General features: G+C 62.6%; 12 protein-coding genes. 8 read left to right on the forward strand and 4 right to left on the reverse strand.

All coding sequences use genetic code 11. From position 1 onward, the window contains the following. Nucleotides 1-3: 3 nt before the first annotated feature. The 4 genes from B3349_RS02370 to B3349_RS02385 all read right to left on the reverse strand — a co-directional run bounded on the left by B3349_RS02370 (nucleotide 4) and on the right by B3349_RS02385 (nucleotide 2,609). A complete protein-coding gene (locus tag B3349_RS02370) occupies nucleotides 4-519 on the reverse strand; it encodes an RDD family protein (RefSeq protein WP_291586113.1) in 516 nt (171 codons plus the stop codon). A 146-nt stretch (nucleotides 520-665) separates the two neighbouring features. Continuing rightward, nucleotides 666-1,556 carry a DUF3106 domain-containing protein gene (locus tag B3349_RS02375; protein ID WP_291586115.1) on the reverse strand — a complete coding sequence of 297 codons (891 nt, stop codon included), beginning with the start codon at nucleotides 1,554-1,556 and terminating at the stop codon, nucleotides 666-668. 19 nt (nucleotides 1,557-1,575) lie between these two features. Continuing rightward, complete coding sequence (locus B3349_RS02380) at nucleotides 1,576-2,043, reverse strand: DUF3619 family protein (protein WP_291586117.1); 468 nt, start codon at nucleotides 2,041-2,043, stop codon at nucleotides 1,576-1,578. Beyond that, nucleotides 2,040-2,609 (reverse strand): RNA polymerase sigma factor, encoded by a 570-nt coding sequence (locus tag B3349_RS02385; RefSeq protein ID WP_066535637.1) that lies wholly within the window; start codon nucleotides 2,607-2,609, stop codon nucleotides 2,040-2,042. Before B3349_RS02385 ends, B3349_RS02380 begins: the two co-directional genes overlap by 4 nt. Nucleotides 2,610-2,876: 267 nt before the next feature. Here B3349_RS02385 and B3349_RS02390 point away from each other — a divergent pair, with 267 nt between their 5' ends. From B3349_RS02390 to B3349_RS02425, 8 genes are all read left to right on the forward strand, one after another. Then, entirely contained in the window at nucleotides 2,877-4,664 is a 1,788-nt protein-coding gene (locus B3349_RS02390; protein ID WP_291586120.1) for an acetolactate synthase 3 catalytic subunit, read from the forward strand. Between the two features lie 162 nt (nucleotides 4,665-4,826). Next, on the forward strand, nucleotides 4,827-5,318 hold the full coding sequence (gene ilvN / locus B3349_RS02395) for an acetolactate synthase small subunit (protein WP_066535634.1): 492 nt from the start codon (nucleotides 4,827-4,829) through the stop codon (nucleotides 5,316-5,318). A 114-nt stretch (nucleotides 5,319-5,432) separates the two neighbouring features. Continuing rightward, nucleotides 5,433-6,449 carry a ketol-acid reductoisomerase gene (gene ilvC, locus B3349_RS02400; RefSeq protein WP_066535630.1) on the forward strand — a complete coding sequence of 339 codons (1,017 nt, stop codon included), beginning with the start codon at nucleotides 5,433-5,435 and terminating at the stop codon, nucleotides 6,447-6,449. Between the two features lie 232 nt (nucleotides 6,450-6,681). Further along, nucleotides 6,682-7,557, forward strand: coding sequence for a CDP-diacylglycerol--serine O-phosphatidyltransferase (pssA, locus tag B3349_RS02405; RefSeq protein ID WP_291586123.1), 876 nt, complete (start codon nucleotides 6,682-6,684; stop codon nucleotides 7,555-7,557). Between the two features lie 228 nt (nucleotides 7,558-7,785). Beyond that, the gene (gene leuA / locus B3349_RS02410) at nucleotides 7,786-9,453 is read left to right on the forward strand and encodes a 2-isopropylmalate synthase (RefSeq protein ID WP_291586125.1); all 1,668 of its coding nucleotides are present in this window, start codon (nucleotides 7,786-7,788) and stop codon (nucleotides 9,451-9,453) included. Nucleotides 9,454-9,722: 269 nt separating this feature from the next. Beyond that, nucleotides 9,723-10,853 (forward strand): D-alanyl-D-alanine endopeptidase, encoded by a 1,131-nt coding sequence (gene pbpG, locus B3349_RS02415; protein WP_291586127.1) that lies wholly within the window; start codon nucleotides 9,723-9,725, stop codon nucleotides 10,851-10,853. Nucleotides 10,854-11,188: 335 nt separating this feature from the next. After that, nucleotides 11,189-11,824, forward strand: coding sequence for a DUF6806 family protein (locus B3349_RS02420; RefSeq protein WP_066535611.1), 636 nt, complete (start codon nucleotides 11,189-11,191; stop codon nucleotides 11,822-11,824). Nucleotides 11,825-11,902: 78 nt separating this feature from the next. Further along, nucleotides 11,903-12,448: a M48 metallopeptidase family protein gene (locus B3349_RS02425; protein WP_291586130.1), complete on the forward strand. Its 546-nt coding sequence runs from the start codon at nucleotides 11,903-11,905 to the stop codon at nucleotides 12,446-12,448. The last annotated feature ends 40 nt before the right edge of the window (nucleotides 12,449-12,488 follow it).

Consider the following 12,488-nt stretch of genomic DNA (forward strand, 5'->3'; position numbering starts at 1 on the left):
GTGTCAGGACTGTACCGATGTCAGACGGGTTCCGGCCAGCACATCGTGCCAGAACTGGCGCTGCGGGTGAAAGCGGCTGAGCACGGCCCAGACCAGCACCCAGCCGCAGACCAGTACGGTGCTTTCGATGGCGGGCAGGTGAAATGGTGCCACGGCGGCCAGCGGGGGCAGAAACCACAGCCAGCACAGCGCATAGCGGGCCAGGGCGCGTACGCGGGTCAGCGGGTGACCTTCAGGGTCGACCACCTGGATGCGCCAGGTCTTCATGGCCAGGGTCTGCCCGCCGCGGCTCCAGAACCAGACAAAGTAGGCGCCAAACACCACAAACAGCACCACCTGCAGCACATGGGCACCTTGGAGCGCCGGAATCAGCAGGCCCAGCACCCCCTGAATGAGCACGGCGATAAAGAGCAAGGCAAACAGCAGCAGCCCTTCATACAGCCAGCAGGCCATGCGACGGCGCAGGCTGGGAGCTTGCAGGTTCAGGGGGGCGGTGGAGGGAGGGGCGACGGTGTTCACGGAACGGCGATCAAAATCCAGGCGGCAGCGTCAGGGCGAACCGGTGCGGCACGTGCTGGAGGCGCATGGGGGTATGCGCCGCTGCAGAACCGCGCCCGCCGGCCAGCGCTCCCGCGACCGGAGCGGGCGGGGCAGGTCTGCCCTGCTTACTGCGGGGAGTGGATGGGAGGGAAATCGGGGTGCGAGTGGCTGACGGAAGCGTCTCTGTCGGTCACTTGCTCAAGGGGGGCATTGTCACCCAAAGGCGGCAGGCTGATCACGGGGGCTGCCTGGGGCACCACCACCGGAGCAGTCTGCACCGGGGGGGGCGCCACGGGAGGGATCACCGGTGCCGTAGGTGCCGGCTGCTGGCGCACCGGCGGTTGGGGTGGTGGCAGCAGGATCTTGGGCGGGTTGGCCACGGTCTGCGGTGTGTTGCTGGCCGCGGGAATGGTGGCCAGCTTGCGTTTGGACTGCGGGCGCAGGGCCGTAGCGGCACCCCGGGTCTTGGGGGCGGCCTTGGCGGCCAGGCGGCGCTTTTCGTCGGAGCTCAGGGCCTGGTAGGCATCCCACTTGGCTTGCAGATCCTCGGGCGAGAGCTGGCGGCTGGTGAAGAAGTTCAGGCGTGCCTGGTTGCGCTGCTGGACGCTCAGGCTGGACCAGGTCTGCATGCGTTGCTGCAGCTTTTCCTGGTCTTCGGGGGGCAATTGGTCAAATCCGTCGGCCAGGCTGATCCAGCGGCGCTTGGTCAACTCTCCCATGGTGCTCCAGCGCTCCTTGAGGGGGGCGAGCACTTCGCGCTGCGCGCCTGTCAGTTCGTTCCAGCCGGGGCCCGAACTGGCGCGCTGCAGGGTCTGGTGGGTGCCTGCCGACAGCGAGCGGCGGGCTTTGCCGGTGGCCGACGAGACGGACATCTCGGCCGGCACGGCGCTGGGCGCCATGCGCACCTGCGACACCACCCAGCCGCCGCCGATCGCCAGGCCCAACAACACAGCAGCCGCCACAGTGGTGGCGGCGCGGGTCAGGGTGGAGGAGGCGTTCAGTGGGCTGGTGGGCATGCAGGCAGAAAACTGGGCGTCAGTGCGCCGGGGTGGACGGGTTGCTTTGCAGGAACTGGATGAAGCCAGGGTCTGTGTAAGCGTCGGGCGGCAGCGCGTCGGTCAGCAGCTCGGTGTCGAGTTCGGCCACTTCCAGGGTGGAACTGGCATCTTGCTGCACGCCGATGAATGCAATGCCGGCCACCATGGCGGCGATGGGCAGCGCGGTGAGCGCATGGCGCAGCCACTGCGGCATCCAGCCCGACGGGCCGGTGCCCAGGGTCGCCGAGCCGTCGGCGCCCATCTGGACGCTGTGCAGGGTCGCTTCCTGTGCCGGACGGGCGATGGTGCTGACGGCGCGCTTGCGCATGGACAGGGCCTGCTCGCGGGAGGCGCGCAGGCGCTCGGTCACGACATAGGGCAGATCGGCTTGACCGGCGCTCAGGCGTGCAGCGATCTTGCGGCCGAAACGATCGGCAACACTTTCGGTGGAGATGCTGGTGGTCATAACTCGATTCCTTTGGCCTTCAATGCCTTGCTGAGGGTCTGGATGGCGCGAAAACAGTGGGTTTTGACGCTCCCTTCGGAGCAGCCCATGGCCGCAGCCGTTTCTGCAACATCCATTTCCTCCCAGTAACGCATCAGGAAGGCCTCGCGTTGACGTGCTGGCAGTTCTTGTATCTCTTTTTCGATGCTCTGCAAAACCTGAGCGCGCTGTGTTGAATCTTCGGCGCTCTGCACGGTTTTCTGTGCAGTGTCGCTGGCATGACTTTCCAGCCAGTCGTAGCCATCGTCTTCGCCGTCGCGTTGCTCGAAGTCCCCGATGTTGGTGAACAGGGCGTTGCGCGTCTTCTGGCGGCGGAACCAGTCCAGCGTGCTGTTGGACAGGATCCGCTGAAAGAGCATGGGCAACTCTTCCGGCGGTTTGTCCCCGTAATGCTGGGTCAGCTTGATCATGCTGTCCTGCACGATGTCGAGTGCAGAGTCCTCGTCGCGCACGTGGAATACCGTGCGCTTGAAAGCACGTTTTTCCACGTCTTTGAGGAATTGGGACAGTTCTTGTTCAGTAGCCAAGGCAGGGGCCGCAAGGGGAGGCGAAGGCCGCGGTGCGGCCCGGAGAAAACGCGATTATCGCATTTACATTTGAATTTTCGGCATGAACGGTACAAATGCGTGTTGCAGTGCGATAATGTTCGCTGCATTTCAAAAAGGCAAACGGGTCACGGTCCGGCGTCCACTCATGTCGCCCATGTCCTTGGCCCTAAGTCCTGAACCACTCCCACAAGGAGGCGGCCAGGGGCACCCAAGGTTTTTCGTTAGAGAAATTCACAAAGGTTGATCATGGAAATCTCCAAGGCCGAGCTGTCTTCTGCAGCGGCTGCTTCCACACAGGCGGGCACCCAGGAATTGATGGGCGCCGAAATTCTGGTCAAGGCCTTGCAGGCCGAAGGCGTCCAGCACCTGTGGGGCTATCCCGGCGGTGCGGTGTTGTACATCTACGACGCGCTCTACAAACAAGATTCGATTCAGCATGTGCTGGTGCGCCACGAACAGGCGGCCGTGCATGCGGCAGACGGCTTTGCCCGTGCAACCGGTGAAGTGGGCGTGGCGCTGGTCACTTCCGGCCCCGGCCTGACCAATGCAGTCACCGGCATTGCCACCGCCTATACCGACTCCATCCCTCTGGTGGTGATCAGCGGCCAGACGTCCACCAACTACATCGGTACCGACGCCTTCCAGGAATGCGACACCGTGGGCATCACGCGCCCGGTGGTCAAGCACAACTTCCTGGTCAAGGATGTGCGCGATCTGGCGGCCACCATGAAGAAGGCCTTCCACATTGCCCGCACCGGCCGTCCCGGCCCCGTGGTGGTCGACATTCCCAAGGATGTGTCCTTCAAGAAGGCGACCTATTCCGGTTACCCGCAGAGCGTGGAGATGCGCTCCTACAACCCGGTGAAGAAGGGCCACTCCGGTCAGATCCGCAAGGCGCTGCAGCTGCTGCTGACCGCCAAGCGTCCCTATATCTATACCGGTGGTGGCGTGCTGCTGGGCAATGCCTGCAACGAGCTGCGCCAGCTGGTGGACCTGCTGGGTTACCCCGTCACCCACACGCTGCTGGGCTTGGGGGCTTATCCGGCCAGCGACCGCAAGTTCCTGGGCATGCTGGGCATGCACGGCACCATCGAAGCCAACAACGCCATGCAGAACTGCGATGTGCTGCTGGCCGTGGGCGCGCGCTTTGATGACCGCGTGATTGGCAATCCCAAGCACTTCATGTCGGTGGAGCGCAAGATCATCCACGTCGACATCGATCCTTCCTCCATTTCCAAGCGCGTGAAGGTGGATGTGCCCATCGTGGGCGACGTCAAGGATGTGCTGACCGAGCTGATCGCCATGATCCGCGAAGGTGCTGCCAAGCCCGATGCCGCGGCCCTGGGTCAGTGGTGGAATACCATCGAAGGCTGGCGCGACCGCGACTGCCTGAAGTACGACCGCGGCAACGGCGATGTCATCAAGCCCCAGTACGTGGTGGAAACGCTGTGGAACCTGACCAAGGATGCCGACGCCTACATCACCTCCGATGTGGGGCAGCACCAGATGTGGGCTGCACAGTACTACCGCTTTGACGAGCCGCGCCGCTGGATCAATTCCGGCGGCCTGGGCACCATGGGGGTGGGCCTGCCCTATGCCATGGGCATCAAGCTGGCCAAGCCTGAATCCGAGGTGTTCTGCATCACGGGTGAAGGCTCGATCCAGATGAACATCCAGGAGCTGGCCACCTGCTTCCAGTACAACACGCCGGTGGTCATCTGCGCGCTGAACAACCGTTTCCTGGGCATGGTGCGCCAGTGGCAGGAGATTGAATACTCCGGTCGCTACAGCCACAGCTACATGGATTCGCTGCCCGACTTCGTCAAGCTGGCGGAGGCCTATGGCCACCGCGGCATGCTGATCGAAGATCCGGCCCAGGTCGAATCCGCGCTGCAGGAAGCGCGCCGCATCGTGCGTGAAGAAGGCAAAACCGTGTTCCTGGACTTCCGCACCGATCCGACCGAAAACGTCTTCCCCATGGTCCAGGCCGGCAAGGGCATCACCGAGATGCTGCTGGGCGCCGACGACCTGTAAGCCCTGCTCCGGAAAACCGGGCGGCTGCACACGCAGCGCCGGTTTCCGGAGGATGGCAGCGTGCCTACGCGGCAAGCCACTTTTTATTGACGAATCTATTGTCCGCCAAGCCTGGCACTTACCGGTGTCAGGGGAGGGCGGCGAAAAGAGGAATCTGGACCTATGAAACACATCATTGCCGTGCTGCTCGAAAACGAGCCCGGAGCCCTGTCGCGCGTGGTCGGCCTGTTTTCGGCCCGCGGCTACAACATCGAATCCCTGACCGTAGCGCCGACGGAAGACCCGTCGCTGTCGCGCATGACCATCCAGACCACCGGTTCGGACGACGTCATCGAGCAGATCACCAAGCACCTGAACCGCCTGATCGAGGTGGTGAAGGTGGTCGATCTGACCGAAGGCGCCTACACCGAGCGCGAGCTGATGATGGTCAAGGTGCGTGCCGTGGGCAAGGAGCGCGAAGAGATGAAGCGCATGGCCGACATCTTCCGCGGCCGCATCATCGACGTCACCGAAAAAAGCTACACCGTGGAGCTGACCGGCGACCAGTCGAAGAACGATGCCTTCCTGCAAGCCATCGACCGCACCGCCATTCTGGAAACCGTGCGCACCGGTGCCAGCGGCATCGGCCGCGGCGAACGCATCTTGCGCGTCTGAACCCTGTGCCTGTGGAGCGCTGCTGACGCGGCCATGACCCGGTTGTAAGCCTGGTCGTACACAATCCCCTTTTTTCGACCCAACACCTACCCCAACAAGCAACTGGAGCCAACCATGAAAGTTTTCTACGACAAAGACTGTGATCTGAGCCTGATCAAGGGCAAGACCGTGGCCATCATCGGCTATGGCAGCCAAGGCCATGCACACGCGCAAAACCTGAACGAATCCGGCGTGAACGTCGTGGTTGGTCTGCGCAAGGGCGGCGCCTCCTGGGACAAGGTCGGCAAGGCCGGCCTGAAGGTCATGGAAGTCAACGACGCCGTGAAGGCCGCTGACGTGGTCATGATCCTGCTGCCCGACGAGAACATCCCCGAGGTGTACAAGAACAACGTCGAGCCCAACATCAAGCAAGGCGCCATCCTGGCCTTCGCCCACGGCTTCAACGTGCACTACAACCAGGTGGTGCCCCGTGCCGACCTGGACGTGATCATGGTCGCCCCCAAGGGCCCAGGCCACACCGTGCGCTCCGAGTACCTGAAGGGCGGCGGCGTGCCTTCCCTGATCGCCATCTACCAGGACAAGTCCGGCAAGGCCCGTGACGTGGCCCTGTCCTATGCCATGGCCAACGGTGGCGGCAAGGGCGGCATCATCGAAACCAACTTCAAGGAAGAAACCGAGACCGACCTGTTCGGCGAGCAGGCCGTGCTGTGCGGCGGCGCGGTGGAGCTGGTGAAGATGGGCTTCGAAACCCTGACCGAAGCCGGCTACGCCCCCGAAATGGCGTACTTCGAATGCCTGCACGAGCTGAAGCTGATCGTCGACCTGATGTACGAAGGCGGCATTGCCAACATGAACTACTCCATCTCGAACAACGCCGAGTATGGTGAGTACGTGACTGGCCCCGAAGTCATCAACGAAGAATCCCGCAAGGCCATGCGCAATGCCCTCAAGCGCATCCAGAGCGGTGAATACGCCAAGATGTTCATCAGCGAAGGCCGTCTGAACTACCCTTCGATGACTGCACGCCGTCGCCAGAACGCAGATCATGCCATCGAGCAGGTCGGCGGTCAGCTGCGTTCCATGATGCCTTGGATCTCCAAGAACAAGCTGGTCGACCAGTCCAAGAACTGATCGCGTTGCACCCGCCTGCTGCCGCAAGGTGGCGGGCGAACCGGTGCACGGCCAGGCCACCTGCAAAGGTGGCTTTTTTTATGCGTGTGGCAGGCTGCGGCCATGGCCTGCGGCGGGCTGTCGCAGCCCGGGTACACTGCACTCCATCGCGCGCTGCCACAGGCATGCGCCTAAAATACTACGGTTTTGATAGCTGCCCGTGAAAGCGGTTGTGGCGTAGGAGATCAGTTTGATGCAAAACGAGAACGAATCCGGCGACGCCGTGGCCGTCAAGCCGCGCAGGCTGCGCAAGGGCATTTATGTGCTGCCCAACCTGTTCACGCTGGCCGCGCTGTTCGGTGGCTTTTATGCCATCGTCATGGCCATGAACAACCAGTTCGAGCTGGCGGCCGTGGGCGTGTTCTGCGCCATGGTGCTCGACAGCCTGGACGGCCGGGTGGCGCGCATGACGCACACGCAAAGCGCGTTTGGCGAACAGATGGATTCGCTGTCCGACATGGTGTCCTTCGGCGCTGCACCGGCGCTGATCGCCTATGAATGGGCGCTGCGCCCGCTGGGCCGCTGGGGCTGGATTGCAGCTTTTGTGTACTGCGCCTGCGCGGCGCTGCGCCTGGCGCGCTTCAATGTGAACACGGGCGTGGTCGACAAGCGCTACTTCCAGGGCATGCCATCGCCTGCTGCCGCGGCCCTGGTGGCGGGTTTCATCTGGCTGACCAGTGCGCTGATGGTGTCGCACCGCGATGTGCCCATCTTCGGTGAGGTGATTTCCTGGTTTGGCGGCTACCCCACGGACCGCGCCGACCTGTCGTGGATCATGTTCGCCATCACGCTGTTCGCCGGCCTGACCATGGTCACCAACATTCCCTACTACAGCTTCAAGGACATCGGCGGCGCCAAGAGCGTGCCGTTTGTGAGCCTGGTGGTGGTGGCCTTGCTGATCGGTGTGGTCAGCATCGAGCCTGCCACCATGCTGTTCCTGATCTTCGTGGGCTACTCGATCTCCGGCTATGTGATCTACGCCTGGCGCCGCTCGCAGGGCCACCAGGTCAGCATTGTCTCCACGTCCAAGGATGAGCCGGACGAGCGCGGTCTGCACCAGGATGATTGATCGTTACCAAATAAATGCGGCTGTGCCGTGCCAGTTGTGCTAAAGTGATCCGCATGCAAAACCTGTCGCTAGCTCTACTAATCTTCATGTCCAACGGGCAGAGCCAGTAGCGCGCGCGTACAACCACCTACTTCCACGGCCCGTCAGCACCAGCGACGGGCCGTTTTGTTTTTGAAGTCGCTGGGAAGCAGGCCACTTTTCTTGAGTCACTAAAGAAAGATCTCTTCGATGTTGCAGAATCCCGCCACCAAATACCGCCCCTTCGCTCCCGTGCGCTTGACCGACCGCACATGGCCCGATGCGGTGATCTCCAAGCCACCGGTCTGGTGCAGCGTGGACCTGCGTGATGGCAACCAGGCGCTGATCGAGCCCATGGACATCGAACGCAAGATCCGCATGTTCGAACAGCTGGTGAAAATCGGCTTCAAGGAAATCGAAGTGGGCTTCCCTTCGGCTTCGCAGATCGAATTCGACTTTATGCGCAAGCTCATCGAGGAAAACCGTATCCCCGATGACGTCACCGTGCAGGTGCTGACCCAGGCGCGTGAACACCTGGTGCGCCGCACCTTTGAAGCACTGGAAGGCGTGCCCCGTGCCATCGTCCACCTCTACAACGCCACGGCCCCCGTGATGCGCCGTGTGGTGCTGAACATGAGCGAAGACGAAATCGTCGAACTGGCCACCACCAATGCGCAGATGTTCACGGACATCGCCGCCACCTATCCCCAGACAAAGTGGACCTTCCAGTATTCGCCCGAGATGTATTCGGACACCGAGCTGGAATTCTCCAAGCGCGTGATCGATGCCGTGACCGCCGTGTGGAAGCCCACACCGCAGAACAAGTGCATCATCAACCTGCCGACCACGGTGGAGCACTCCACGCCCAATATCTTTGCCGACATGGTGGAGTGGACACACCGCCACATCGAGCGCCGCGACAGCGTGGTGCTGTCGGTGCACCCGCACAATGACCGCGGTACCGGCACCGCCACGGCAGAGCTGGCCATCATGGCTGGCGCAGACCGCCTGGAAGGCTGCCTGTTCGGCAATGGCGAGCGCACCGGCAATTTGGACGTGGTGAATGTGGCCCTGAACATGTACATCCAGGGTGTGAACCCGGGGCTGGATTTCTCCGACATCGACGGCATCCGCGCCACGGTGGAGCACTGCAACCAGCTGCCCGTGCACCCACGCCACCCGTATGTGGGCGATCTGGTCTACACCTCGTTCTCGGGCTCGCACCAGGATGCCATCAAGAAAGCGTTCGCCGCATACCGGGATGGCGAGATCTGGGACATGCCTTATCTGCCCATCGACCCCAAGGACCTGGGCCGCAGCTACGAAGCCGTGATCCGCGTGAACAGCCAGTCGGGCAAGGGTGGCATCGCTTACCTGCTCGAAAGCGAATACGGCCTGCAATTGCCCCGCCGCCTGCAGATCGAATTCAGCCAGGTGGTGCAGCGCGAGATGGACGCCTCGGGCAAGGAACTCACCGCTGCCGACCTGTGGTCGCTGTTCCAGCGTGAATACGGTCTGGGTGAATTCCGTACCCCCCAGTACCGCCTGCAGGAAGACAATGGTGTGGTGACCCTGTCGGCAGCCATGGACTGGGAAGGCCAGCGCCTGGAGCTGGAAGGTGAAGGCACCGGCCCGATCGACGCCTTTGTGCAAGCGCTGAGCAATGCCGTGGGCCGTTCCGTGCGCGTGCTGAACTACAGCGAACACGCCGTGGGCGAGGGTGCCAATGCCCAGGCCATTGCCTATGTGGAAGTGCGGGTGGATGACTCCGAGGTGGTGCACGGCGTGGGCAAGGATGCCAACATCGTTTCCGCCTCGATCCGCGCCATTCTGTCGGGCCTGCGCCGCGCCCCCCAAGGGCAGCCTGTGGCCGCCTGATCCTGTTGAGATGGACCCCGGACGGAGGGAATGGCCAGTGGTCTATAACCCTCTGTCAAGCCCTGCCATTTTTGCCTGGCAGGGCTTTTTTACGTGGGCAACCAGTCTGTATGCGAAGTGTGCGCTTCGGTTTTACAAAAAAACAGGATGCAAAAATTTGTACCAAGAATATAATTTGATAAACGTCATGCGGACTTGAATGCAAGTTACTGATTTACTTGTATTTTTGCGCTGCAGCATCCCAATTTCTTAGCCGCCTGGAGCATTGAATGCATCCCCCCAGCCGATCCGCACACGGCCGTATTGCCCAAGCACTGGCTTTTCTCACCATTTCCTGTGCGTTGTCCGTACAGGCGGCCCCCAGCAAACAGCCTGCCAAGAAGCAAGTGTCCACTACGGCTTCCAAGCGCGCCGCCGCCAAGGACGAGCCCCGCAAGCGTGTGGTGGTCAAGGTCGAACGCCAGAAGGCCGTGGTGGCCAAGGCTGCTCCGCGTGGCAAGGTCGCCCGCAGCGCCAAGGCACCGGTGCGTGCCGCTGCAGCGGCGGCCGCTGTGGCGACGGCCGCTGCAGTGGCCCGTCCTTCCTTTGGCCAGATTGCCGGCCTGCACATGGTGAATGATCCGCTGGACCTGAAGTCCAGTGTGGCCCTGGTGGTCGACCAGGACACCAAGGAAGTGCTGCTGAGCAAGAACGACCATGCGGTGCTGCCCATTGCCTCGCTGACCAAGCTGATGACGGGCTTGCTGATCTCCGAAGCCAAGCTGCCCATGGACGAGCAGATCACCATCACCCAGGATGATGTGGACACCGAAAAGCACAGCAGCTCCCGTCTGCGGGTGGGCACCACGCTCACGCGCGGCGAGATGATGCACTTGGCGCTGATGTCCAGCGAAAACCGTGCTGCCCATGCCTTGGGGCGCAGCTATCCGGGTGGCCTGCAGGCTTTTGTGCGCCAGATGAATGCCAAGGCCAAGCTGCTGGGCATGAACGATACCCGCTACATCGAGCCGACCGGCCTGTCCAGCAGCAACCAGTCCAGTGCCCATGATCTGGCCGTGCTGGTGAATGTGGCCCATGCCGATCCGCTGCTGCGCGAGCTGTCCACGTCGCCCGGTTTCGAGGTGGCGGTGGGCAACCGCATGATGCAGTTCAACAATACCAACCGCCTGGTCAAGAGCGACAACTGGGACATCGGTCTGCAAAAGACCGGTTACATCTCGGAAGCGGGCCGCTGCCTGGTGATGCAGGCCAGGGTCTCGGGGCGCAAGCTGATCATGGTGTTCCTGGATTCGGCCGGCCGTTTCAGCCGCCTGGGCGACGCCGAGCGCGTGCGCAGCTGGGTGGAGTCCATGGGCCCCCACGCAGCACGCACCACCACGGCCGCCCACATCAAGGGCTGAGCCAGGGCGCCCGTGCGGCAGTGCACGGACAGCTCCTCCGAAAAGGGACCGCAAGGTCCCTTTTTTGTGCGCTGCACAACGGTGCTGGAGAGCGTTGTGTTGCTGCCCGATTCGGCCTTTGCCCCAATCCATGAGGTGGTTGGCTGCTCTTGATTTGGGAGTGTAGGGCGTTCAAAGGGATGCACAGCCTGCCCGTGCACTTACCACCACCACCCGCAGGTGCGGGCGAGCGTGCGAAAATAGGGTATTAGTGCGCTGCAGGCACACAACCAGACGAACAAGCCGTCCTGCATGCCCATCCTCGGCGTCCGCGCCGGGGCCAACACGGACCGAACATGACAAGCTACAACGCCCCTTTTGAAATTCACGTCCACGGCCAGGTGGTGGTGCGTGCCGATGTCACTTTCGAGCAGCTGCAAGAAGCGCTCAAGCCGCTGTGGGCCTATGCCGGCGCACGCTCGCTGACCGATGGCGCCAGCAGTTCCTATGACGAGGAGCCCGGCATCCAGTTCAATGCCAAGGAGCATGTGCTGCAGATGTGCTGGACGGTGTCGGGTGACGAGGATTTCCGCCAGGCGCTGGACGATATGTGCATGGGCCTGAACGAGCTGGCCGAGCAGGGCGCTGCCATCGAGGTGACGTTCTATGACGCCGAGTTCGACGAAGAGGAAGAGGCGCCCGGCACCCAGTCGCGTGACGACTTCGTGATGCTGTTCGTCGGGCCCAACCCGGCCGCCATCATGCAGGTGCAGCGCGATCTGCTGGTGCAGGATGTGATCAACATGATGGAGCGCCACTTTGACGCCAGCGAGCTGGGCGGCGTGGTGGGCGAGATCGACAAGCTGTTCACGCAGCGCTTTGACAGCCTGGTGAACTCGCTGGAGCTGGGCAAGCCACCGCGCGGCCCTGGCAGCGGAGGCGCCGCAGGCGGCCATGGGGGCAACGGCCGCCGCCCGCGCCACCTGCACTGATCATTCGTTTTTTGTCTTGGATCCACCGGCTGCATGGCGCCTGTACCAGGTGCCATGCAGCCGGTGGCCGCTTGTGAGATGACCACTTCCGCATTCACCCCCTTGCCCTATCTGTCGGCCTACCCGGCGACGCTGCAGGACCAGGTGCGTGCGTTGATGGCCCAGCCCCAGGGCGTGCGCGACTGGTTGCTGCGCCGGCACCCGCATGCCCACCAGCTGCGTACCGACAAGGCCTTGTATGGCTATGTGGACGATCTGAAGAACGACCATCTGCGCAAGGCCGGCACCATCCACAAGGTGGTGTACGACAACAAGGTGCACATCGTGCGCAATGCACTGGGCACGCACACGCGCCGTTCCGTGGTGCAGGGCAGCAGGTTGAACACCCGCCATGAAATCCGCATCGCCGCGCTGTTCCGCCAGGCTCCCGAGGCTTTTTTGCGCATGATCACCGTGCACGAGCTGGCCCACCTGCGTGAGCTGGACCACGACAAGGCCTTCTACAAGCTGTGCACCTACATGGAGCCGAACTACCACCAGTACGAGTTCGAGGTGCGTGTCTATCTCAGCCATGTGGAAGTGGGTGGCGACAAGCTGTGGGGTGGAGACGCCGACCCGGCTTGATCGCCGCCGCAGCACCTGGTGCCGCAGTGCATGCCGCAGC

Source organism: Comamonas sp. UBA7528 (assembly GCF_002479375.1).
In the GTDB taxonomy this organism is placed as follows: Bacteria; Pseudomonadota; Gammaproteobacteria; order Burkholderiales; family Burkholderiaceae_C; genus Comamonas.